This is a genomic window from Streptomyces durocortorensis (assembly GCF_016901035.1).
Lineage (GTDB): Bacteria > Actinomycetota > Actinomycetes > Streptomycetales > Streptomycetaceae > Streptomyces > Streptomyces durocortorensis.
In genome coordinates this window covers 1-24,207 of sequence record NZ_JAFEUF010000014.1, presented here as the reverse complement: position 1 = coordinate 24,207, position 24,207 = coordinate 1, and the positions used below count along the sequence as shown (strand labels likewise).

The following is a 24,207-nucleotide window of genomic DNA, read 5'->3' as shown; positions in this document are numbered from 1 at the left end:
CCGGAAGGGGCCGCCCGGAGACCCGCTCCGGACGGCCCCTCCCCCTCTTTGGGCGGGCAGGTGCGCCTCTGTTCAGGCGGGCAGGTGCGCCTCGATCGCCGCCACGACCTCCGTGGACTCCGGCTCGGAGCGCGGCCGGATCCGGGCCACTGGCTCACCGGCCGGCGAGATCACGAACTTCTCGAAGTTCCATTGGACGTCCCCGGCCTCCCCGTCCGCGTCCGCCAGCCGCGTCAGCTCCGCGTACAGCGGGTGCCGGTCCGCGCCGTTGACGTCGATCTTCTCCAGCAGCGGGAAGCTGACCCCGTACGTCGTCGAGCAGAAGGTCTGGATCTCCTCCGCGCTGCCCGGCTCCTGCCCGGCGAACTGGTTGCACGGGACGCCGAGCACGGTCAGGCCACGGTCCCCGTAGTTCTGCTGCAGCCGCTCCAGCCCCTCGTACTGCGGGGTGAGCCCGCACTTGGAGGCCACGTTCACCAGCAGGACGGCCCGGCCGCTGTACGCGCCCAGCGTGGTCGGCTCGCCCGTGAGGGTGCGCAGCGGAATGTCGTGCAGCGTCATGAAACTCTCCCTGTTCCTTGCGTGGTGGTGCTCATTGTGCCGCCCACCGCTCACGGAGCGGCGAGCTCCTTGTAGTAGAAGGTCGTCGGCTTCAGGCTGCCCGCCGGATCGGCCGCGTATCCCGGCACGCTCCCGACCTTCGTCCACCCCGCCCCGCAGTAGACCTGCTCGGCCAGGCTGCCGGTCTCGGTGTCCAGGATCAGCAGCGTGATGCCCTCGGTCGCCGCGTACGCCTCGACCGCCGCCAGCAGCGCCCTGCCCAGCCCCTGGCCGCGCGCTGAGGGGCGGACCATCAGCTTGGCGACCTCCGCGCGGTGGCGGGCGTTCGGCAGCGGGGCGCGGACCAGGGCGATCGTCCCGGAGACCCGCCCGCCCTCACGGGCGATCCAGATGCCGATGGACCCGGCCTCCACGGCGGCGGCCCGCTCCCGCCACCACATCGCGGCCGCCTCCCGGTCCAAGGGGGCCAGGAAGCCCACCGAGGACCCCTCCTCGACGGTCTCGACCAACAGGCCGGCCAGGTCGTCGGCGTACGTGACCAGCTCGGGGGCGGACACATGGACGATCTCGGTCATGCGCGGGGTCCTTTCACGGCGGAACGGTCGAATGGGCGCGGCGGCGCAGCCGGGAGCGGGCCGCGCGCCCCGGGCGGAGGCCGTCTCCAGGGTGCACGGAGTGCGCCCCCGGTGACCGTCACCTCCACCGGTGCCGTCCACCCCCTACCCGGATGCGCTGCTCGCCACCGGGTACGGATGACACCGGTACGGGAGACTTCACCCGGCCTCCGGCCGCACCCCGTCCCGGTCCGCCGGCGCGGGCGTCAGCCGGAGAGTCACCACGTACGCCACCACCACCGCCACGATCACCAGGGGCATCACGGTGACCCCTTCCCTGCCCAGCAGAAGCGTCGCCAGGAGGACCGAGGTCATCGGCAGCCGCAGCATCGCCACGCACATCGCCCCGACGCCCATCGCGAACCCCGCCGTAAGAGGCAGCCCCGGCAGATGGGACAGCGCGATACCGCCCACCGCGCCCACGAACATGGCGGGAAACACCGGGCCGCCCCGGAAGCAGCTCAGCGAGGCGCAGTAGGCGAGCGACTTGCAGACGATGAGCAGTACGAGCGCGCCGACCGAATACTCCGCGCTCGCGGACAGGAGATGGCCCAGTTCGTGCTCGCCCGAGTACAGCACCTCGGAACCGTCCTTGCCCGACGTCTCGGCGTACACCAGCGCCAGCGCGCCGACGACCAGGCCCATCACCGCCGTGGCCACCACCGTCCGCCGCTCCACGCGTTCCTGGAGGACCAGCGACAGTCGGCGGATGCCCGCGCCCGCGAAGGCCGCCGCGACCCCCAGGACCAGCGCCCAGCCGAACCCGGCGGCATCCGGGGTGGCCGCCGGGGGCACCTCGCCCAGCGTCAGGGAGTACGTCCCCAGCCCCGTCCAGGAACCCAGCCCCGTGAAGATCAGCGCGCCGATTCCCGCCGAGAGCAGCCCGGGCACCAGGACCACGCCCAGCATCGGCCCGGCCAGCCCCGACACCTCCATCAGCAGGAACGCGCCCAGCAGCGGCGACCCCAGCAGGGCGCTCACCGCGGCGAAGCTGCCCGACGCGCCGACCAGGGACCGTGCGTCCGGCGTCAGGTCCCGCTTGACGCGGCCCGCCGCCCAGACGGCCAGCCCGCCGCCCAGCGCGATCAGGGGCGCCTCCGGCCCCAGCACCGCGCCCACGCCCAGCGAGACGAGCGCCGCGAGCACGATCCCGGGGAGATCGGCCGCGGGAGGCGCACCGGTCGACACCAGCCCCTCCGCCGGCCGGTGCCCGCCCCCGCCCGGCAGCCGGCGGACGACCAGCCCGACCAGGAGCCCGGCGACGCCGAGCAACGGAACGGGCCACCACGACGGGGTCGCCTCGAACCCCAGCGCCTTCGGCAGCTCCGTGTACGTCAGCGACTGGAGCTCCGAGACCAGCGCCAGGAAGCCGAACGCGATCGCGGAGACCGGCACCCCGAGCACGGCCGCCATCAGCAGCAACCCCGCGTACTTCCGCGTACGGACCGCCGCGTACGGGTCCTCCGGTGCGGGGAGGGGAGTGACCGGGGGCGTGGTCGGCATGGTCTCGGCTCCTCGGCGTGACGACGGTCGGGGAAAGGGGCATTCCCCTGGCCGCCGGGCACGGGTACACCCCCGGCCGCCGACCATCGGAAACGGGAGGTACACCCCCACGGCTTAACGCCGGGATACCACGCGGCAGTGGACCGGGCCGCCCTCTGCCGCCGGGAACACACCCTCCGGTGCGGAAGGTCAGCCGCCCGGCCCCGGGAGACCGTCCGCGCCGGAGGTGCCGTTCGCGTCGGCCGTCGGCAGCCGTCCCGCGGCCACCGCCTCCACCAGCGCCCGGTGGTCCAGCTCGTTGCGGTCCGCGTACGACTCCGCGAACGTGGCGACCGCCCGGTCGAAGACATCCTTGGAGCCCAGGTAAGCGGCGATGGCGATCCGGTCCCCGGACCTGGCGTGGGCGCGGGCCAGCGTGGCCCCGCACACCTCGCCGAAGACCCGCATCCCCTTCGGCGCCATCGACTCCGGCTCGGCTATGCCCTTCCAGTCGCGCAACTGGCGCACATAGAAGTCCCGGCTCCGGCCGTCGAGGCCGTCCGCCCGCTCCCAGCCGAGGAAGATGTCACCGGCCGCCTGCATCAGGCGCTGCCCCGCGACCACCCGTTCCCCCTGGTTCGCGTACCGGCTCGCCCCGCTGTACTCGGCCAGCACCGAGGGACCGGCCTCCTTCGCCTGGAGCAGCAGCGGATCCCCGCCGTCCCGGCCGAGCAGCAGGACGATCCAGCACCGGGTGCCGACACTGCCCACACCGACGACCTTCCGCGCCACGTCCACCAGCTCGAAGTCCTCCAGCAGACTGCGCCGGTCGGACGGCAGGCTGCGCCCGTACCCCGCCAGCATGGAGCCGAACTGCCGGAACAGCGCGTCCCGGTCCACCCCCGGCATCAGGTCGGTCAGCGGCACGACCATCGGCGGGTCCGCCGCGATCCGCAGCCGCCCGTCCACCACCTCGGCGAGCTTCCCGAACGCCTGCATACTGTCCCGGGACCGGGCCTTCCCCAACGCCCGGTCGACGTTCCTGCGGCCCCGCCCGCCCAGCTGCTCCGCGGCCACCGTACGCAGCCGCTCGGCGTCCGTCCGCGCGTACCAGACGTCCAGATTGCGCATGCCCGCGAACCGGGCCATCGCCTCCCGGTACGAGCGGACCGCGGCTCCCACGATCCCGGCCCGCTCCGAGTCCGTGAAGCCGTTCGCCCGCCCCGCGATGACCAGGCTGGCCGCGAGCCGCTTGACGTCCCACTCCCAGGGCCCCGGCAGCGTCTCGTCGAAGTCGTTGATGTCGAAGAGCAGATTCCGCTCGGGGGAGGCCAGCAGCCGGAAGTTCAGCAGATGGGCGTCGCCGCACAACTGCGCCCGGATCCCCGAGTCCGGGGCGCCGGCCAGGTCCGCGGCCATCAGGGCGGCCGCGCCCCGGTAGAAGCGGAACGGGGACTCGGTCATCCGGGCGTAGCGGATCGGGACCAGCTCGGGAACCCGGTCCGCCGACTGCGTTTCGAGGACGGTGAGCGGGTCGGGCCGGTGCGGCGACGCGGTGAACTCCGCGTGGCTCGACCGGGGCGCCTGCCGGCGGGCGGCCTTGCCCAGCGCCGCGCGTTCGGCCGGTGTCGCGTGCGGCGCGGCGCGCAGCGGCGCCTCGGCCTCCCGGTCCATGAAGTGGCTCCTTCCGGTGTTCCTCAGGCCTTCTCGGCGAGTCGGCGGTCGCGCCGCAGGCGGACCCGCTGCCAGATCGCGCGCTGGGCTTTGAGGGTGGCCGTGCCCACCACGATCAGCACGAGGATGTTCACGACGAGCTGGACGGCCGAGCCCCGCACATCGGACCAACTGGTGAACGCCGAGGAGACGGCGATGTCCGCGGCGGCCGGGATCGTCGTCACGGAGATGAACACCCCGAGAAGGGCGCTCGTCCTGGCCTCGGTGAGCGACACGATTCCGACGATCCCGGCCAGGGTGGCGACGGCGACGGAGAAGAAGTTGGGTGTGTTGATGAGGTTGGAGACGGGCCGCAGCCCCCGGTCGAACGCCTCCGACTCCAGCCCGAAACCCCGGATGAGGAGGGCGAAGAGGAAGGTGACCACGATGGTGAGGAGAAAGCCGGCGCCCAGGGCGGCCAGCCCGCTGCGCACCATCGACCGGTGGCGCCGGTCGATGCCCAGCGCCACGCTGACGATCGCGCCGTACTCAGGCCCGACGACCATCGCCCCGACGATCAGGATCTGCGAGTTGGTGACGATGCCGACCGACCCGATCAGACCGGCGACGACCAGGTAGAGGTAGAAGCTCGGCGGGTACCGGCCCCCGGACCTGATGCGCGCCTCGACCTGTTCCCAGACCGGGGCCCGGCTCAGCGGCCCCAGCTCGCGCTGCCCGCCTTCGGTGGCCGCACCGGAGAAGGCCATGTCGACGGGTTCGATGACGAGGGAGCCCCGCCGGTCGAGGTGGACGGCGCGCAGGCGGTGCAGCACGTCGTTGGCCGCGCCCGTCAGTACGTCGCAGGCGATGGCGTCGCCGTCGGGGCGGCGCGCCGCGTCCCGCTGGACGATCAGGTTGAGCACGCAGGGGTCGCCCGAGAGCAGACCGACGACCTCGTCGGTCAGGTCCGGCGGACTCACCGCGCGGATGTGGATCATGTCCATCCCGGCACCTCCGCGGCTCCCGGCCCCGTCGCACGGAGCTGCGCCCGGCAGGCGGCCCGGGGCTCACTCCAGTAACGCGGCCCCGGCACCGTTCGGCAAACCGGGTGCCCCGGCCGGGAAGCCCGGAGCCGAGGGCCGCAGCCCGCCCGTGCTGGGATCACCCGTGCTGGGATCATCGAGGGGTGGACACACCCGATGCCTTTCCCGAACCACTGCCCGGGGCCGACGAAGCGGTCCGCGAGGAGTCGGCCACCGACGACGGAACGCCGGAGGGCCGCCGCCTCGTCCGCTGCCGGCTCTGCGGCAGGCCCCTGACCGGGACCGACTCGCGGCGGGCCGGTCTCGGCCCGTCCTGCGACGCCAAGCTGCACCCGGCGCCACCGGACATCCGCACCCGCCGCCACGAGGTCGACCAGGACCCGCTGCCGGGCACCTGAGCCGAGCCCCGCATTACAGCCGCCGGAAAAGACCCTCCTGCACCACCGACACCAGGAGCTGCCCCGAACGGTCGTAGATCCGGCCCCGCGCCAAGCCCCGGCCACCCGTCGCGATCGGCGACTCCTGGTCGTACAGGAACCACTCGTCCGCCCGGAACGGCCTGTGAAACCACATGGCATGGTCCAGGGACGCCATGTCGAAGCCGCGCGGACCCCACAGCGGCTCCACCGGGATGCGTACCGCGTCCAGCAGCGTCATGTCGCTCGCGTACGTCAGCGCGCAGGTGTGCACCAGCGGGTCGTCGCCCAGCGGGCCCACCGCCCGCATCCACACCGCGCTGCGCGGATCGGCGTCCTGGATCTCGTCCTTCGTCCAGCGCAGCCGGTCGACGTAACGGATGTCGAAGGGCTGGCGGCGGGCCATCCGCTCCAGCGCCTCCGGCAGCGCGCCCAGGTGCTCGCGTACTTCCTCGGCGACCGTCGGCAGCTCCTCCGGGTCCGGGACGATCCGGGCGGGCGGCAGCTGGTGCTCGAAGCCCGCCTCCTCGGGGCGGTGGAAGGACGCCGTCAGGTTGAAGATCGTCCGGCCCTCCTGGACGGCCGTCACCCGCCGGGTGGTGAAGGACCGGCCGTCGCGGACCCGCTCCACCTGGTAGACGATCGGCACGCCGGGACGGCCCGGGCGCAGGAAGTAGGCGTGCAGCGAGTGCACCGGCCGCTCCCCGTCCGTGGTCCGGCCCGCCGCCACCAGCGCCTGGCCCGCGACCTGCCCGCCGAAGACCCGCTGCAAGGACTCCTCCGGGCTGCGGCCGCGGAAGATGTTGACCTCGATCGGCTCCAGGTCGAGAAGGTCGACCAGATGCTCGGCCGGGTTCGTCATGCCGTACCTCTCCAGTTCCGCGTCAGGGATGCGCTCACAGCTGGCCGACCTCGGTGACCCGGACGACCGCCCGGCCCTCCTCGTCGGACGCCGCCAGGTCCACCTCGGCCTTGATGCCCCAGTCGTGGTCGCCCGCCGGGTCGGCGAACGCCTGCCAGACCCGCCACAGCCCGTGCGCCGGGTCCTCCTCGATCTTCAGCAGCTTCGGACCCCGCGCGTCCGGACCGGTCCCGATCTCCTCGTGCGCGTCCCAGTACGCGTCCAGGGCCTCGCCCCACGCGTCCTCGTCCCACCCGGCCTCGCCGTCGAGCTCGCCCAGAGCACCCGCCCGGTCCAGCGCGGCCAGCTCCACCCGCCGGAACATCGCGTTGCGCACCAGCACCCGGAAGGCGCGGGTGTTGGCCGTGACCGGCTTGACCTCGTCAGCCTTCTCCTGCGCCTGCTCGGCCGTCTCCACCTCGGGGTTGGCCAGCTGCTCCCACTCGTCCAGCAGGCTGGAGTCGACCTGACGCACCATCTCGCCCAGCCAGGAGATCAGGTCCTGGAGGTCCTCCGACTTCACGTCGTCCGGGATCGTGTGCTCCAGCGCCTTGTACGCGCTCGCCAGATACCGCAGCACGATGCCCTCGGTCCGGGCCAGCTCGTAGTGCGAGGTGAACTCCGTGAACGTCATGGCCCGTTCGAACATGTCCCGGATCACCGACTTCGGCGACACCGGGTGGTCGTTCACCCACGGGTGGCTCGTGCGGTACACGTCGTAGGCGTGCCACAGCAGCTCGCTCAGCGGCTTCGGGTACGTGACCTCCTGGAGCCGCTCCATCCGCTCCTCGTACTCGACCCCGTCCGCCTTCATCTGCCCCACGGCCTCGCCGCGCGCCTTGTTCTGCTGGGCGGCCAGGATCTGCCGGGGGTCGTCCAGCGTCGACTCGACGACCGAGACCATGTCCAGTGCGTACGACGGCGATTCGGCGTCCAGCAGGTCGAACGCGGCCAGCGCGAACGTGGACAGCGGCTGGTTCAGCGCGAAGTCCTGCTGGAGGTCGACCGTCAGCCGCACGATCCGGCCCTCGGCGTCCGGCGTCTCCAACTGCTCCACCACGCCGCCGTCCAGCAGCGAACGGTAGATGGCGATGGCCCGCCGGATGTGCCGCAGCTGCGCCCGGCGCGGCTCGTGGTTGTCCTCCAGCAGATGCCGCATCGCCTCGAAGGCGTTGCCCGGGCGGGCGATGACCGCGAGCAGCATCGTGTGCGTCACCCGGAAACGGGAGTTCAGCGGCTCGGGCTCGGACTGGATCAGCTTGTCGAAGGTGGTCTCCGACCAGGCGACGAAGCCCTCGGGGGCCTTCTTGCGGACGACCTTGCGCTTCTTCTTCGGGTCGTCGCCCGCCTTCTTGACGGCCTTCTCGTTCTCGATGACGTGCTCGGGGGCCTGCGCCACGACGAACCCGGCCGTGTCGAACCCGGCCCGCCCGGCGCGGCCCGCGATCTGGTGGAACTCCCGCGCGCGCAGGGTCCGCACCCGGGTGCCGTCGTACTTGGTGAGCGCCGTGAACAGCACCGTACGGATGGGTACGTTGACGCCGACGCCGAGCGTGTCCGTACCGCAGATCACCTTCAGCAGACCCGCCTGGGCCAGCTTCTCCACCAGGCGGCGGTACTTGGGCAGCATCCCCGCGTGGTGGACGCCGATGCCGTGGCGTACGTAACGGGAGAGGTTCTGGCCGAACTTGGTGGTGAAGCGGAAGCTGCCGATCAGGTCGGCGATCTTCTCCTTCTCCTCCTTCGTGCACATGTTGATGCTCATCAGCGACTGCGCCCGCTCGACGGCCGCCGCCTGCGTGAAGTGCACGATGTAGACCGGCGACTGCCGGGTGTCCAGCAGCTCGGTCAGCGTCTCGGTGATCGGCGTGAAACGGTATTCGTAGCTCAGCGGCACCGGGCGGGTCGCCGAGCGCACCACCGAGGTCGGGCGGCCGGTGCGGCGGGTCAGGTCCTTCTCGAACATCGATACGTCGCCGAGCGTCGCCGACATCAGCACGAACTGCGCCTGCGGCAGCTCCAGCAGCGGGATCTGCCAGGCCCAGCCGCGGTCCGGCTCGGCGTAGAAGTGGAACTCGTCCATCACGACCTGGCCGATGTCGGCGTACTTCCCGTCGCGCAGCGCGATGGAGGCCAGCACCTCGGCCGTACAGCAGATCACCGGGGCGTCCGCGTTGACCGAGGCGTCGCCGGTCAGCATGCCGACGTTCTCGGTACCGAAGAGCTTGCACAGGTCGAAGAACTTCTCCGACACCAGTGCCTTGATCGGAGCCGTGTAGAAGGTGACCTTGTCCTGCGCCAGCGCCGTGAAGTGCGCGCCCGCCGCCACCAGGCTCTTGCCCGAGCCGGTCGGGGTGGACAGGATCACGTTCGCCCCGGAGACCACCTCGATCAGCGCCTCCTCCTGAGCCGGGTACATCGTGATGCCCTGGCTCTCGGTCCATGAGGAAAAGGCCTCGAAGAGGGCGTCAGGGTCGGCTGTCTGGGGAAGCTGGTCGATGAGGGTCACGCCCCCATCTTGCCTGTCTTCCGGCCGGATGAGGGAACCGGCCGACGCGACCAAGATCATGGGCGATACGCTGCGGTCTCAACCTGCCCGCGCCGTACCGGTGATGGGCGTACGAACCTCTGGGGGCGGGAAAAGACCATGATGGGACCGGCACACTCTCTGTCAGGGGCAGCGGCCTGGCTGGGGGTGGGCGCGGCCGCCGCCGCCGCGGGCCACACGATGCCCTGGCCCGTCCTCGTCGTCGGGGCGCTGATCTGCGCCGGAGCGGCGCTCGCCCCCGACCTCGATCACAAGGCCGCGACCATCTCGCGCGCCTTCGGCCCGATATCCAAGGCCCTCTGCGAGATCGTCGACAAGCTCTCCTACGCCGTCTACAAGGCCACCAAGAGCACTGCGGACCCTCGCCGCAGCGGCGGCCACCGCACCCTCACCCACACCTGGTTCTTCGCGGTGCTGATGGGGGCCGGCTGCTCCTTCGCCGCGGTCGCCGGAGGGCGCTGGGGAGTCCTCGCGATCCTCTTCGTCCATCTGGTGCTCGCCGTGGAGGGCCTGCTCTGGCGGGCGGCCAGGGTCTCCAGCGACGTGCTCGTCTGGCTGCTCGGCGCGACCAGCGCCTGGATCCTCGCGGGCGTCCTCGACCAGCCCGGCAACGGGGCCGGCTGGCTGTTCGACGCCCCCGGCCAGGAGTACATGTGGCTCGGCCTGCCCATCGTGCTCGGCGCCCTCGTCCACGACATCGGCGACGCCCTGACCATCTCCGGCTGCCCGATCCTGTGGCCCCTCCCGATCGGCGGCAAGCGGTGGTACCCGCTCGGCCCGCCGAAGTTCATGCGCTTCCGGGCCGGCAGCTGGGTGGAGATCAAGCTGCTGATGCCCGCCTTCATGGTCCTCGGGGGAGTGGGCGGGGCGGCCGCCCTCAACTTCATATGACGCACCGCCGGCCGTGCCTGCCGCCCGTGAGGCGGTCGGCGCGTCCGGCGCCCTTCCGGCGGGCGGCGCGCCCCGCCCCGTAGCACCATGGGCGCATGCTGCTCGCCGAGCTCGCCCAGGTGTCCCTGGAGGTCGCCGCCACCTCCGCCCGGTCCAAGAAGGTGGCGCTCCTCGCCGGTCTCTTCCGGGACGCCGGACCCGAGGACGTCCCCGTCGTCATCCCGTACCTCGCCGGACGGCTGCCGCAGGGCCGGATCGGGGTGGGGTGGCGATCGCTCGGCGACCCCGTGGAGCCCGCGCCGGAGCCCACCCTCACCGTCACCGGCGTCGACGCCGAGCTGACCGCCCTCGCCGCCGTCGCCGGCCCCGGCTCCCAGGCCCGGCGCAAGGAGCACCTGCGCGCCCTGTTCTCCGCCGCCACCGAGGACGAGCAGCGCTTCCTGCGGGCCCTGCTCACCGGCGAGGTACGCCAGGGGGCCTTGGACGCCGTCGCCGCCGACGCCCTGGCCCATGCCGCCGACGTCCCGCCCGCCGACGTCCGGCGGGCCGTGATGCTCGCCGGATCGCTCCAGGAGGTCGCCGGTGTCCTGCTCGCGGACGGGCCCGAGGCGCTCGCCGCCTTCCGGCTCACGGTCGGGCGGCCCGTCCAGCCGATGCTGGCGCACACCGCCGCCTCGGTCGGCGAGGCACTCGACAAGCTGGGCGCGTGCGCGGTCGAGGAGAAGCTCGACGGCATCCGGGTGCAGGTCCACCGCGACGGCGACCGGATCCGCGCCTACACCCGGACCCTCGACGACATCACCGACCGGCTGCCCGAGCTGACCGCCGCCGTCTCCACCCTTCCGGCCGGCCGCTTCATCCTGGACGGCGAGGTGATCGCCCTGGGGGAGGACGGCAGGCCCCGGCCGTTCCAGGAGACCGCCTCCCGGGTGGGCTCACGGCGGGACGTGGCGGAGGCGGCGGCGCACGTGCCCGTCGTCCCGGTCTTCTTCGACGCGCTCCGCGTCGACGACGAGGACCTGCTCGACCTGCCCTTCACCGACCGCCACGCGGCCCTGGCCCGGCTTCTCCCCGAGCACCTCCGGGTCCGCCGCGCCCTCGTCCCCGACGCGGAGGACCCGCAGGCCCGCGCGGCGGCCGACGCGTTCCTCGCCGACACCCTGGAACGCGGCCACGAGGGCGTCGTCGTCAAGGACCTGACCGCCACCTACAGCGCCGGTCGCCGGGGCGCGTCCTGGCTGAAGGTCAAGCCGGTGCACACCCTGGACCTGGTGGTCCTAGCCGTCGAGTGGGGCAGTGGTCGCCGCACCGGCAAGCTCTCCAACCTGCACCTGGGCGCACGCCGGCCCGACGGTACGTTCGCGATGCTCGGGAAGACCTTCAAGGGGCTCACGGACGCCCTGCTGGAGTGGCAGACCGAGAAGCTGGGCGAACTGGCGGCCAGCGACGACGGCCACGTCGTCACCGTGCGCCCGGAACTCGTCGTGGAGATCGCCTACGACGGACTCCAGCGCTCCACCCGCTACCCCGCCGGGGTCACCCTGCGGTTCGCCCGCGTCCTGCGCTACCGCGACGACAAGACCGCCCAGGAGGCGGACACCGTGGAGACGGTCCTGTCCCGGCAGCCGTGAGCGCGCCCCTGTCCTGAAGGGGCGCGCTCGTACGGGGCGGGGCGGCTCAGTGCTTGATGACCGTCGCCGCCGTGTGCTCCTTGATCTGCTCGGGCGTCAGATACACGTCCGTGTACTCGAAGTCCCGCAGCGTCGCCGGCTTGCGGGACTGGAACCCGGTCCGTACGAAGTCGTCACCGGCGACCGCGTTCAGCATCCAGTTCGTCATGACCCGGGTCTTCGCCACGTTCGTCCGCAGCGCCGACCAGTGGTAGCCCCGGGCCACCGCCTGTGCGGGCAGCCCGCGCAGCTCGATGCCCAGCGGTTTGGACACCGCGTCCTTGCCGCCGAGGTCCACGACGAGCCCCAGGTCCTTGTGCACGTAGTCCTTGAGCGGCTCGTGGCGCACCGAGGCGATCAGATTGTCCGCCAGCACCCGGCCCTGGCGCATCGCGTGCTGTGCGGTGGGCGGGCAGACCGCTCCGTCGCCCTTCGCCAGGTCGGGCACCGCGGCCGCGTCGCCGAGCGAGAACACCCCGTCCGCGCCCGGCAGTTTCATCTGCGGGGTCACGGCGAGCCGGCCGCGTACCGTCTCCGCGCCGAGCGTGGCGACCAGCGGGCTGGCGGCCACCCCGGCGGTCCAGATCAGCGTCCGGCAGGGCAGCACCCGGCCGTCGGTGAACGTGACCTCCTCCGGCCCCGCCTTGGCGACCGACACTCCGAGCGACACCTCGATGTTCCGCTTGCGGAGCACCTCCAGCGCGGCCAGGCCGAGCTTGTCGCCGAGCTCCGGCATCAGCTTGGGCGCGATGTCGATCAGATGCCACTTGATCAGGCGCGGGTCCAGCCGCGGATAGTGCTTCACCGCGTTGGTGGTCAGACGCTGCAGGCAGGCGGCCGTCTCCGTGCCCGCGTACCCGCCGCCGACCACGACGAACTGGAGCCGGGAGGCCCGCTCGGCCTCGTCGTGACTGGCGTCCGCCAGGTCCAGCTGGGCGATGACGTGGTCGCGGACGTACGCGGCCTCGGCCAGGGTCTTCATCCCCCGGGCGTTGTCCAGCAGCCCGGGGATGTCGAACGTCCGGGTGACGCTGCCCGCCGCCAGCACGAGGTAGTCGTACGGCTCGTTCACGATCTCGTCCGTGATCTTCCGGATCACACAGACCTTCGCCTGCGTGTCCACGCCGATCGCGCCGCCCGGCACGATCCTGGTCCGGTGGCGGCGGCTGCGGCGCAGCGACACCGCGACGGACTGGGGGGTGAGCACCCCGGAGGCCACCTGGGGGAGCAGCGGCAGATACAACTGGTAGGAGAACGGTGTGACGAGCGTGATCTGGGCCTCGCCCGGAGCGAGCCTGCGCTCCAGACGGCGTACGCACTCGACGCCTGCGAAGCCGGCGCCGACGACGAGAATCCTGGGTGGTGCCACGGTCTAGGTCCCTTCTCGGGCTTGCGTGGTTCTGCGCTCGCCTGCCCCGTTTACCGGGTGATTCACCCCTCATCCTCACCGGATGCTCAGGCATCCGCCTCCTGACGGGGGTGAAACGGGGCCCGATCAGAGGGGAGGGGCGGCGGACAGTTGCCGCAGCCGGGGCAGCACCCCGGGGCCGTAGCAGCCCGGTCCTCGGGTCGGCACCTGCTCGGGGAGCCGGTCAGCCGGAGCACTCCGCCCCCTGGAACGAAGGGAGTTCGGCCGCCCGCCCCGTGCGAGGATGCTGCGGTGACCACATCGCCCCCCTCTCCCGTGGCCGACGACTCTCCCGTGGGCGACGCCCCGCCCCGCGACCTCGCCCTGGGTGCCCGTGCCGCGGCGGTCCTCGTGTTCGGGTCGTCGGCCGCGGTCCTCGTGGTCGAGATCGTCGCCCTGCGGCTGCTCGCCCCTTACCTCGGCCTCACCCTGGAGACCAGCACGATGGTGATCGGCATCGCGCTGACCGCCATCGCCCTGGGCTCCTGGCTCGGCGGGCGCGTCGCGGACCAGGTCGATCCGTACCGGCTCATCGCCCCCGCGCTCGGCGTGTCGGGCGTGGTCGTCGCGCTCACCCCGCTCCTGCTCCGTACCACCGCGGAGTGGTCGCCGGCGCTGCTCCTGCTGGTCGCCTCGGCGACCCTGCTGGTGCCGGGCGCGCTGCTCTCCGCGGTGACCCCCTTCGTGACGAAGCTGCGGCTCACCAGCCTCGCCGAGACCGGGACGGTCGTCGGGCGGCTGTCGGGCGTCGGCACCTTCGGAGCCATCGTCGGCACCGTCCTCACCGGATTCGTCCTGGTCGCGCGGCTGCCCGTCAGCTCCATCCTGATCGGCCTGGGGGCTCTGCTGGTCGTCGGGGCCGCCCTCGTCGGGTGGCGGGCCCGCCGGTGGCGGCGCGCCTCGGCCGTGGCGCTCGCCACCGTCGTCGCGGGCACCCTCGCCACCGGTTTCGCCCCCGGCGGCTGCGACGCGGAGACCCGCTACCACTGCGCCCAGGTCGTCGCGGACCCCGACCGGGACAGCGGCCGCACCCTCGTCCTGGACGGCCTGCGCCACTCCTACGTCGACGTGGAGGATCCGACGTACCTGAAGTTCGCGTACGTACGCGCCTTCGCCTCCGTGGTCGACACCGCCTTCCCCGAGGGCGCACCGCTGACCGCCCACCACATCGGGGGCGGCGGCCTGACCTTCCCCCGCTACCTCGCGGCCACCCGCCCCGGCACCCGTAGCCTCGTCTCCGAGATCGACCCCGGAGTCGTCCGCATCGACCGCGACCGGCTCGGCCTCGGCCCCTCGGTCACGACCGGCATCGACGTACGCGTCGAGGACGGCCGACTGGGCCTGCGGCGGCTGGCGGCGGGCAGCCACGACCTGGTCGTCGGCGACGCCTTCGGGGGCGTCAGCGCACCGTGGCACCTCACGACCTCCCAGGCGCTGGGCGACGCACGCCGGGCGCTCGACGAGGACGGTCTGTACGTTGCCAACCTCATCGACCACGGCCGGCTCGCCTTCGCCCGCGCCGAGGTCGCCACCCTCGCCGCGACCTTCCCGCATGTCGCGCTGCTCGGGAAGCCCGCGGACATCGGACTGGACCCCACGGCTTCGAGCATCGGCGGCAACATGGTGGTCGTCGCCTCCGCCCGGCCGCTCGACGCCTCCGCCGTCCAGAAGGCCATGGACGCCCGGGACGTCGGGTGGAGGATCACCACCGGCGACGCCCTCGCCGCCTGGACCGGGAACGCCCGGGTGCTCACCGACGACCACGCACCCGTCGACCAGCTCCTCCAGCCCCACCCCGTCCGAACGGCCCGCTGATCTCCGGACGCCTCGCTGACGCCGGACGGCTCGGTGACCGGTGACCCCGGACGGCCCGACGACGCCGGACGGCCCGGTGACGTCGAACGGCCCGGTGGCCCCCGGCCGTTCGAGAGGGGGTCACCAGGCCGTCCGGACGAGACGCCTCACCCGTGCCAGGACCGCCACAGCGACGCGTACGCGCCGTCAGCCGCCACCAGCTCGTCGTGGCTGCCCAGTTCGCTGATCCGGCCGTCCTCGACCACCGCGATCACATCCGCGTCGTGCGCGGTGTGCAGCCGGTGCGCGATCGCCACCACCGTACGGCCCTCCAGCACCCGGGCCAGCGAACGCTCCAGGTGGCGGGCGGCCCGTGGGTCCAGCAGGGAGGTCGCCTCGTCCAGCACCAGCGTGTGCGGGTCGGCCAGCACGAGACGGGCCAGGGCGATCTGCTGCGCCTGCGCCGGGGTCAGCGTGAACCCGCCCGAGCCGACCTCGGTGTCCAGCTCCTTGTCCAGGGCCTTCGCCCAGCCGTCCGCGTCGACCGCGGCCAGCGAGGCCCACAGCTCCGCGTCCTTCGCCCCGTCACGGGCGAGGCGCAGATTGTCCCGGAGCGAACCGACGAAGACGTGGTGCTCCTGGTTGACCAGGGCCACCTGCTCGCGGACCCGCTCCGCCGTCATCCGCGACAGCTCCGCCCCGCCGAGCGTCACCTCACCGGTGCGCGGCGCGTAGATCCCCGCCAGCAGCCGCCCGAGCGTGGACTTGCCCGCGCCGGACGGGCCGACCAGGGCGAGCCGGGTGCCCGGAGCCACGTCGAGCGACACCTTGTGCAGGACGTCGACACCCTCCCGGTACCCGAACCGGACGTCGTCCGCCCGCACGTCCCGGCCCACCGGGCCCACGCCGGCGTCGCCCGCGTCCGGCTCGATCTCCCGGACGCCGACCAGTCGGGCCAGCGACACCTGGGCCACCTGGAGCTCGTCGTACCACCGCAGGATCAGACCGATCGGATCGACCATCATCTGCGCCAGCAGCGCCCCCGTCGTCAGCTGCCCGACCGTGATCCAGCCCTCCAGCACGAACCAGCCGCCGAGCAGCAGGACCGCGCCGAGGATCGTCACGTACGTCGCGTTGATGACGGGGAACAGCACCGAGCGCAGGAACAGCGTGTACCGCTCCCACGCCGTCCATTCGGTGATCCGCCGGTCCGACAGCGCCACCCGGCGGCCGCCGAGGCGGTGCGCCTCCACGGTCCGCCCGGCGTCCACGGTCTCCGCGAGCATCGCGGCGACGGCGGCGTAACCGGCGGCCTCCGAGCGGTACGCGGAGGGGGCCCGGCGGAAGTACCAGCGGCAGCCCACGATCAGCACCGGCAGCGCGATCAGCACGGCGAGCGCCAGTGGGGGAGCGGTCACGGCCATCGCGCCGATCAGCAGACCGGCCCACACGACGCCGATCGCCAGCTGCGGCACGGCCTCGCGCATGGCGTTCGCCAGCCGGTCGATGTCCGTGGTGATCCGGGACAGCAGATCGCCCGTCCCGGCCCGCTCCAGCACCCCGGGCGGCAGCCCGACGGACCGGACGAGGAAGTCCTCCCGCAGGTCCGCGAGCATCTCCTCGCCCAGCATCGCCCCGCGCAGCCGCATGGAGCGGGTGAACACGACCTGGACGACCAGCGCGACCGCGAAGATCGCGGCCGTACGCTCCAGATGCAGGTCGGTGACGCCGGCGGACAGGTCCTCGACCAGCCCGCCCAGCAGATACGGTCCGGTGATCGAGGCGATCACCGCCACCGCGTTGACCGCGATCAGGACGGTGAACGCCCTGCGGTGCCGGCGCAGCAGACTCCGTACGTAACTCCGCACGGTCGTCGGCGTGCCCACGGGCAGCGTCGTCGCCGACTCCGGTGCCGCGGGGTCGTACGCCGGGGGTGCGACGCCGATCATGCCCTCTCCTCGACTTCCTGGACGTTCTTCACAGCGGGTTCCTGGGCGCTCTTCATGGCGGGGACGGACGCGATGTTCTCCGTCTCCTCGTCGGTCTCCCGGGTGACGACCGCCCGGTAGCGCGGTTCGGTGCGCAGCAGCTCGCGGTGGTCTCCCACGGCGACCACGGCGCCCTCGTGGACGAGCACCACCCGGTCGGCGGCGTCGAGCAGCAGCGGCGACGAGGCGAACGCCACCGTCGTACGCCCCCGGCGCAGCTTCGCGATCCCGGCGGCGACCCGCGCCTCGGTGTGCGAGTCGACCGCGGAGGTCGGCTCGTCCAGCACCAGCGCCTCCGGGTCGGTGACCAGCGACCGGGCGAGCGCGAGGCGCTGGCGCTGGCCGCCGGACAGGGACCGGCCCCGCTCGGTGATCCGGGTCCGCATCGGGTCGCCGTCGTTGTCGGCGGACGCCTGCGCGAGGGCGCTCAGCACGTCACCGCACTGGGCCGCCTCCAACGCCGCGTCCGCGGTGACCAGGCCCGAGGACGGTACGTCGAGCAGCTCCCGGAGTGTGCCGGAGAGCAGCACCGGGTCCTTGTCCTGGACCAGTACGACCGCCCGTGCAGCGTCCAGCGGGATCTCGTCCAGGGCGACCCCGCCGAGCAGCACCGACGGGGCCGCCGAGGGATCCGCTTCCTCGGACTCCTCGGCATCCGCGTGCCCGCCGAGTCGTTCGGCCAGCCGGCCCGCCTCGTCCGGGTCGCCGCAGACGACGGCCGTGAACTGCCCACGCGGGGCCATCAGCCCGGTCGCCGGGTCGTACAGGTCACCGGCCGGCGTCACGCCTTCGACGGTGGCGTCCCGCGAGCTGCGGTGCAACGACAGCACCCGCACCGCACGCTGGGCGGACGGCCGCGAGAAGGAGTACGCCATCGCGATCTCCTCGAAGTGACGCAGCGGGAACAGCATCAGGGTCGCCGCGCTGTAGACGGTGACGAGCTGGCCGACGTCGATCCGGCCGTCCCGGGCGAGCGTCGCCCCGTACCAGACCAGGGAGATCAGCAGGATCCCGGGCAGCAGTACCTGCACCGCCGAGATCAGCGCCCACATCCTGGCGCTGCGTACGGCTGCCCGGCGGACCTCCTGGGAGGCGCGGCGGTAGCGGCCGAGGAACAGCTCCTCGCCGCCGATGCCGCGCAGCACGCGCAGCCCGGCGACGGTGTCCGAGGCCAGCTCGGTGGCTTTCCCGGCCTTCTCGCGCTGCTCGTCGGCGCGGCGGGTGGCGCGCGGCAGCAACGGCAGGACGGCCAGGGCGAGCACCGGCATGGCGAGCGCCACCATCAGCCCGAGGGACGGCAGGTAGATCGCCAGGCCGACGCAGATCAGCACCAGGGCGGTGGCCGCGGCGGCGAAGCGGGAGAGCGCCTCGACGAACCAGCCGATCTTCTCCACGTCTCCGGTCGACACGGCCACGACCTCACCGGCCGCGACCCGGCGGGTCAGCGCGGAACCCAGCTCGGCGGTCTTGCGGGCGAGCAGTTGCTGGACCCGCGCGGCGGCGGTGATCCAGTTGGTCACCGCGGTCCGGTGGAGCATGGTGTCGCCGACGGCGATCAGCACGCCGAGGGCCACGATGAGGCCGCCCGCGAGCACGAGCCGCCCCCCGGAGCGGTCGATGACGGCCTGGACGGCGAGCCCCACGGTGACCGGCAGACCGGCGATGGCCAGCTGGTGCAGCAGCCCCCAGGAGAGCGACTTCAGCTGCCCCCCGAGCTGATTGCGCCCGAGCCAGAACAGGAAGCGGGGGCCTGAACGGACATCGGGGTCGCCGGGATCCGAATACGGAAGGTCGCGAATCTGCATGACGTCCCAGGGCTCGTGAAACGGAGATCCGGACGGACCTCGAAGAACGGGGTGACGTGCAAGGCTCCCTGTTCGTCCCGTTCCGGGGCAACCGGTTTTCCTCCGGCCCTCCGCCGCCCTGCGGGGTTCCGGGCCTGGCCGGCCCGGAACCCCGGGAACGTCACTCCGCGGGCTTCTCGGAGTCCATGCCGGGCCGGGCCTTCTTCCACTCGCCCCGGGTGAAGTCCGGGATCGGCAGCGGCGCGCCCTTGGCCTTGATGGAGAGGTGGCTCAGCGGCACGGGGGCCGTCCAGGTCGCCGCGTCGTACACGTCGAAGTCGGGGACCAGCCCGAGCCGCATGCACTGCATCAGACGGAAGACCATCATGTAGTCCATGCCGCCGTGCCCGCCCGGCGGATTGGCGTGCTCCTTCCAGAGCCAGTGGTCCCACTCGGCGTACTTCTTGAAGTCGTCCCACTGGTGGTCCGTGTTCGTGGGCTCCAGATAGATGCGTTCCGGGTAGTCCTCGAACACGCCCCGCGTACCGCCGAGGCTGTTGATACGGGAGTAGGGGTGCGGGGACGACACGTCGTGCTCCAGCCGGATCACCCGCCCCCTGGCCGTCTGCACGAGGCTGATCGTCCGGTCGGCCCCGATGTACGACTCCTTCCAGCTCGGGTCGCCCGGCTCCATGTGCTCCTCGCGGTACGCGGCGAGCCCCAGGGGGGTGGTGCCGACACTGCTGATGCTCACGGCCCGGTCGCCCCGGTTGACGTCCATGTAGTTGGCGACAGGACCGAACCCGTGGTTGGGGTAGAGGTCACCGCGCAGCCGGGTGTGCCACAGCCGCCGCCACGGACCCTCGTAGTAGTCGGGGTCGAACATCAGCTCGCGCAGATCGTGGTTGTAGGCACCCGCGCCGTGCTGCAGTTCGCCGAAGAGACCGGCGTGCGCCATGCGCAGCACCCGCATCTCGTTCTTGCCGTAACAACAGTTCTCCAGCTGCATGCAGTGCCGCCGGGTGCGCTCGGAGAGGTCGACGAGCTGCCAGAGCTCCTCCAGGCGCATCGCGATCGGACACTCCACACCGACGTGCTTGCCGTTCAGCATCGCCGCCTTCGCCATCGGAAAGTGCAGCTCCCACGGCGTCACCACGTAGACGAAGTCGATATCCCCGCGCTTGCAGAGGTTCTCGTAGTCGTGCTCGTCCTTGGCGTAGATCGCGGGGGCGGGCTGACCGGCGGCCGTCACCTTCTTGGCGGCCTTCTCCGCCTTGTCCCGGACCGTGTCGCAGACCGCCTTGACCTGGACGCCCGGTACGGCGAGGAAGAGGTCGATCATGCTGTCGCCGCGGTTGCCGAGGCCGATGATGCCGACCCGGACCGTGGAACGCCGCTCGAAGGGCACGCCCGCCATGGTGCGGCCCTGCCGGGCGGGGGCGGCGGCCACGGCCTCCGCGGCGGCTACGGCTTCGGGGGCACTCGCCCCGGCCGCCGACGCGGTTCCGCCACCCAGCGCGCCGAGGCCGATCCCGGCCCCGGCCACGCCCGCCGTGGTCCACAGCACCGAACGGCGGCTGGGATCCTGCCGCTTCGCCTCGTCGGCCGCGCCACTGTGCGGGGGTATGCCCTGCGGTTCCGGTGCGGGCCGGGCGTCGTCGTTCATCGAGCCTCCAGGTGGGGTTGGGGGTCCAGACGGTGCGCGAGCGCGTCCGGTCCCGCCGTACGGAAACGGGCGGCGGGCCCGGGTCTCGGTAAGGACCCTGGAGGGTGAGGCTGATGGTGCGCAAGGGAAGTATTTGGACTCTTGTCCTCAAACCTTGGACTTTTCTCACGGCACGCCGAAGCCCCGACTGGTGCAACCAATCGGGGCCGGGAAACGCTCAATTGTGCACGTCGGAGGGGGTGTCCGCGCCCGCCGTCAACGACTCAGGGGAGAGTCGGCCGGGTGGCGTGTTCCAGTTCGATCAGTGCCGAGCGGTACGGGTGCCCGGTGGCGCGTTCCATGCCGATCTCGCACATCCGGTTCGCCGACAGGTAGGCGTCGTAGGGGCGGTGGTCGACCTCGGCAGCCTCCTTGGCCGTCGCCGAGTCGGTCAGCTCCTTGTGGAGCATGCCCCGGTCGCCGGCGAACGCGCAGCACCCCGCGTCGTCCGGGACCACGACCTCCTCCGCGCAGGCCGCCGCCAGGGCGCGCAACTGGCCGACGTCACCCAGGTGTTCCATCGAACAGGTCGGATGCAGGACCGCCGAGCCGGCCGTCCGGAACACGGTCAGATGCGGCAGCAGCTCCTCGGCCGCCCACACCAGCGAGTCCACGACGGTCAGTTCGCGGTGCAGCGCCCGGTTGTCCTCGGTGAGGTAGGGCACCAGCTCCTCGGCGATGCCGAGCGTGCACGAGGAGGCGAGGGCGAGCAGCGGCAGCGCCCCGCCCGCCGCCCAGCCCCACGCCGCCTCCACGATGCGGTTCGCCATGATCCTGTTGCCCGCGTCGTACCCCTTGGAGTGCCAGATCGTCGCGCAGCACGTCCCCGTGACGTCCTCGGGGATCCACACCGGCTTTCCGGCCCGCCCGGACACGGCGACGACCGCCTCGGCCAGGGAGAGCCCGGGGCCGGCGTCGCCGCCGTCCGGCCCGGCGAAGATGCGGTTGACGCAGGCCGGGTAGTAGACCGCGCTCGCCCCGACGCGGGAGGTGGGCGGCAGCCGCCGGGCCGCAGCACCGGGGATCTGCGGCAGCCACTCCGGTACGAGATCGGGGCGCACGGCCTTGCGGGCGAGCCGCGTCACGGCCTGCAGCGGGCCGTCGCCCACCCGGTCCCCGACCGTGTCGGCCGCCGCCACGGCGAGCCGCGCCGAGGCCTCGACCGCGCGGAAGTTCTTCGCGGTGAACGCCGCGATCCGCTCCTCGCGCGGAGTGTGCCTGCGGTGCCGGAAGCCTTTCATCATCGCCCCCGTGTCGATGCCGACCGGGCAGGCGAGTTTGCAGGTGGAATCCCCGGCGCAGGTGTCCACGGCGTCGTAGCCGTACGCGTCCAGCAGGCCGGCCTCCACCGGGGAGCCGTCGCTCTGGCGCATCATCTCCCGTCGCAGGACGATCCGCTGGCGCGGAGTGGTCGTCAGATCCTCGCTGGGGCAGGTCGGTTCGCAGAAACCGCACTCGATGCACGGGTCGGCGACCGCCTCCACCTTCGGAATGGTCTTCAGGCCCCGCAGATGGGCTCGCGGATCCCGGTCCAGGACGATGCGCGGGGCGAGCACCCCGGCGGGATCGATGACCTGCTTGGTCCGCCACATCAGCTCGGTGGCGCGCGGCCCCCACTCCCGCTCCAGGAACGGCGCGATATTGCGTCCGGTGGCGTGCTCCGCCTTGAGCGACCCGTCGAACCGGTCCACGACCAGCGCGCAGAACTCCTGCATGAACGCGTCGTACCGCGCCACGTCGGCCGGTTTCGCCGCGTCGAACGCGAGCAGGAAATGCAGATTGCCGTGCGCGGCGTGGCCGGCCACGGCGGCGTCGAAGCCGTGGCGCGACTGGAGCTCCAGCAGCGCCGCGCAGGCGTCGGCCAGCCGGGCGGGCGGCACCGCGAAGTCCTCCGTGATCAGGGTGGTGCCCGAGGGCCGGGATCCGCCGACCGCCGTGACGAACGCCTTGCGGGCCTTCCAGTACCCGGCGATCGCCCCGGCGTCCCGGGTGAACGCGTTGGTCACGGACGCCGCCGGACGGACGAGGTCCAGCCCGGCCACGACCGCGTCCGCCGCCCGCTCGAACGCCGCCTGGCCCGCCTCGTCGGCCGCCCGGAACTCCACCAGCAGCGCGGTCGTCTCCCGGGGCAGCGCCGCCCAGTCCGCCGGAACGCCCGGCACGCTCACCGAAGCGCGCAGGGTGTTGCCGTCCATCAGCTCCACCGCGATCGCCCCCGCCTCGTTGAACCGGGGCACGGCGGCCGCGGCGGCGGTGAGGGAGGGGAAGAACAGCAGGGCGCTGGAGATCCGCCGGTCCAGCGGCAGGGTGTCGAACACGACCTCGGAGATGAAGCCGAACGTGCCCTCGGAGCCGACCATCAGCCCCCGCAGGATCTGCACCGGCGTCGCCCCGTCGAGGAAGGCTTCCAGGCGGTATCCGTTGGTGTTCTTGATCGTGTACTTGGCGCGGATCCGGGCGGTCAGCTCCTCGTCCGCCTCGATCTCCGCCTTCAGCTCCAGCAGTCCCGCGCACAGCTCCGGCTCGGCGTGGGCCAGCTCCTCGTCGGCGGCGGGATCCGCGGTGTCGACGACGGTGCCGCTCGGCAGGACGAAGGTGAGCGAGGCGAGCGTCCGGTAGGAGTTGCGGGTGGTGCCCGCCGTCATGCCCGAGGCGTTGTTGGCGACGACCCCGCCGAGAGTGCAGGCGATGGCGCTGGCCGGGTCGGGGCCCAGCAGCCTGCCGTACCGGGCGAGGGTGACATTGGCGCGCAGGACGGTGGTGCCCGGCAGGATCCGGGCCCGCGCCCCGTCGTCCAGCACCTCGACGCCGGTCCAGTGCCGGCGTACGTCGACGAGGATGTCCTCGCCCTGCGCCTGGCCGTTGAGGCTGGTGCCGGCGGCCCGGAAGACCACGTCACGGCCCTTGCCGTGGGCGTACGACAGGATCGCGGACACGTCGTCCAGGTCCTCGGGGACCAGCACGACCCGGGGGAGGAAGCGGTAGGGGCTGGCGTCGGAGGCGTACCGCACGAGGTCGGAGATCTTCCAGAGAACCTTGTCCGCGCCGAGCAGGGCGATCAGCTCGGAGCGCAGGGGCTCGGGGGTGCCGCCCGCGCTGCGGTCGGTGACCCGGTCGGGGGCGGGTTCCCGGGCCGTTCCCGGACGCAGGGCTTCGGGATCGGGCTCCAGCAGCGGCATGGGTTCGGCCTTCCCCTCGGCGCGGCGCTCAGCGGCGGCACGCGGCAACGGCTTTCAAACGGTGACGCTCAGCAGTGGCTCTCAGCAGTGGCGCTCCGGCATTCCGTCGACCAGAGCGGACAGCAGCCCGCCGAGCACCTCGCGCTGATCGGCGGTCAATGGAGCCAGGATCTCCTCTGCGGCGGCCCGGCGCGCGCTGCGCAGGGACCGCAGCGTGGCGCGCCCCTCGTCGGTGATCTCGATGCGGACCACCCGGCGGCTGTCGGGGTCCGGGGCGCGGCGCACCCGGCCGCTCGCCTCCAGGGCGTCGACCAGCGTCGTCACGGCGCGCGGAACGACGTCCAGCCGCCGGGCGAGATCCGCCATCCGGGGGGCCGCGTCGTAACTCGCGACCGTCCGCAACAACCGGAACTGGGCGGGAGTGATGTCGATCGGATCCAGCTGGCGGCGCTGGATGCGGTGCAGCCGCCGGGTGAGCCGCAGCAGCTGCTCGGCGAGCATGCCGTCGCGGGAATCGCGGGAATCGCGGGAATCGCGAGAATCGGGGGAATCGGGGGAATCGGAGGGGTC

17 protein-coding genes are annotated in these 24,207 nt (G+C 72.5%); 4 read left to right on the top strand and 13 right to left on the bottom strand.

Annotated elements, in window-relative coordinates:
• Window positions 1-72: 72 nt before the first annotated feature.
• The 5 genes from JS521_RS05090 to JS521_RS05070 form a co-directional block, all read right to left on the bottom strand.
• Entirely contained in the window at window positions 73-561 is a 489-nt protein-coding gene (locus JS521_RS05090) for a glutathione peroxidase (RefSeq protein ID WP_205081516.1), read from the bottom strand.
• Window positions 562-611: 50 nt separating this feature from the next.
• Window positions 612-1,136, bottom strand: coding sequence for a GNAT family N-acetyltransferase (locus JS521_RS05085; RefSeq protein ID WP_205081515.1), 525 nt, complete (start codon window positions 1,134-1,136; stop codon window positions 612-614).
• Between the two features lie 198 nt (window positions 1,137-1,334).
• Complete coding sequence (locus JS521_RS05080; protein ID WP_205081514.1) at window positions 1,335-2,678, bottom strand: chloride channel protein; 1,344 nt, start codon at window positions 2,676-2,678, stop codon at window positions 1,335-1,337.
• 189 nt (window positions 2,679-2,867) lie between these two features.
• On the bottom strand, window positions 2,868-4,331 hold the full coding sequence (locus JS521_RS05075; RefSeq protein WP_205081513.1) for a DUF2252 domain-containing protein: 1,464 nt from the start codon (window positions 4,329-4,331) through the stop codon (window positions 2,868-2,870).
• A 23-nt stretch (window positions 4,332-4,354) separates the two neighbouring features.
• Entirely contained in the window at window positions 4,355-5,314 is a 960-nt protein-coding gene (locus tag JS521_RS05070; protein WP_205081512.1) for a DUF389 domain-containing protein, read from the bottom strand.
• A gap of 182 nt (window positions 5,315-5,496) precedes the next feature.
• Between JS521_RS05070 and JS521_RS05065 the strand changes: the two genes are divergently transcribed.
• Window positions 5,497-5,751: a DUF6011 domain-containing protein gene (locus JS521_RS05065; RefSeq protein WP_010062359.1), complete on the top strand. Its 255-nt coding sequence runs from the start codon at window positions 5,497-5,499 to the stop codon at window positions 5,749-5,751.
• A gap of 13 nt (window positions 5,752-5,764) precedes the next feature.
• On the opposite strand, the gene JS521_RS05060 is transcribed toward JS521_RS05065, so the two are convergent.
• Window positions 5,765-6,631, bottom strand: coding sequence for an acyl-CoA thioesterase (locus JS521_RS05060; protein WP_205081511.1), 867 nt, complete (start codon window positions 6,629-6,631; stop codon window positions 5,765-5,767).
• Window positions 6,632-6,665: 34 nt separating this feature from the next.
• Window positions 6,666-9,239 (bottom strand): DEAD/DEAH box helicase, encoded by a 2,574-nt coding sequence (locus tag JS521_RS05055; protein ID WP_205081510.1) that lies wholly within the window; start codon window positions 9,237-9,239, stop codon window positions 6,666-6,668.
• 78 nt (window positions 9,240-9,317) lie between these two features.
• Here JS521_RS05055 and JS521_RS05050 point away from each other — a divergent pair, with 78 nt between their 5' ends.
• Window positions 9,318-10,109 (top strand): metal-dependent hydrolase, encoded by a 792-nt coding sequence (locus tag JS521_RS05050; protein ID WP_205081509.1) that lies wholly within the window; start codon window positions 9,318-9,320, stop codon window positions 10,107-10,109.
• A gap of 95 nt (window positions 10,110-10,204) precedes the next feature.
• The gene (locus JS521_RS05045; RefSeq protein WP_205081508.1) at window positions 10,205-11,740 is read left to right on the top strand and encodes an ATP-dependent DNA ligase; all 1,536 of its coding nucleotides are present in this window, start codon (window positions 10,205-10,207) and stop codon (window positions 11,738-11,740) included.
• Window positions 11,741-11,786: 46 nt separating this feature from the next.
• Here the strand turns inward: JS521_RS05045 and JS521_RS05040 are convergent, their stop codons facing one another.
• A complete protein-coding gene (locus tag JS521_RS05040; protein ID WP_030811531.1) occupies window positions 11,787-13,148 on the bottom strand; it encodes an NAD(P)/FAD-dependent oxidoreductase in 1,362 nt (453 codons plus the stop codon).
• Between the two features lie 291 nt (window positions 13,149-13,439).
• Here JS521_RS05040 and JS521_RS05035 point away from each other — a divergent pair, with 291 nt between their 5' ends.
• The gene (locus JS521_RS05035) at window positions 13,440-15,002 is read left to right on the top strand and encodes a fused MFS/spermidine synthase (protein WP_205081507.1); all 1,563 of its coding nucleotides are present in this window, start codon (window positions 13,440-13,442) and stop codon (window positions 15,000-15,002) included.
• Between the two features lie 146 nt (window positions 15,003-15,148).
• On the opposite strand, the gene JS521_RS05030 is transcribed toward JS521_RS05035, so the two are convergent.
• From JS521_RS05030 to JS521_RS05010, 5 genes are all read right to left on the bottom strand, one after another.
• Window positions 15,149-16,930 (bottom strand): ABC transporter ATP-binding protein, encoded by a 1,782-nt coding sequence (locus JS521_RS05030; protein WP_205081506.1) that lies wholly within the window; start codon window positions 16,928-16,930, stop codon window positions 15,149-15,151.
• Window positions 16,927-18,774: an ABC transporter transmembrane domain-containing protein gene (locus tag JS521_RS05025; protein ID WP_205081505.1), complete on the bottom strand. Its 1,848-nt coding sequence runs from the start codon at window positions 18,772-18,774 to the stop codon at window positions 16,927-16,929. The genes JS521_RS05030 and JS521_RS05025 overlap by 4 nt, the downstream gene beginning before the upstream one ends.
• 160 nt (window positions 18,775-18,934) lie before the next feature.
• Window positions 18,935-20,419, bottom strand: a complete 1,485-nt coding sequence (locus tag JS521_RS05020; protein WP_205081504.1) for a Gfo/Idh/MocA family protein — start codon at window positions 20,417-20,419, stop codon at window positions 18,935-18,937.
• A 263-nt stretch (window positions 20,420-20,682) separates the two neighbouring features.
• Entirely contained in the window at window positions 20,683-23,637 is a 2,955-nt protein-coding gene (locus tag JS521_RS05015; RefSeq protein ID WP_205081503.1) for an FAD-binding and (Fe-S)-binding domain-containing protein, read from the bottom strand.
• Window positions 23,638-23,718: 81 nt separating this feature from the next.
• The gene (locus JS521_RS05010; protein ID WP_205081559.1) at window positions 23,719-24,138 is read right to left on the bottom strand and encodes a MarR family winged helix-turn-helix transcriptional regulator; all 420 of its coding nucleotides are present in this window, start codon (window positions 24,136-24,138) and stop codon (window positions 23,719-23,721) included.
• Window positions 24,139-24,207 lie beyond the last annotated feature (69 nt).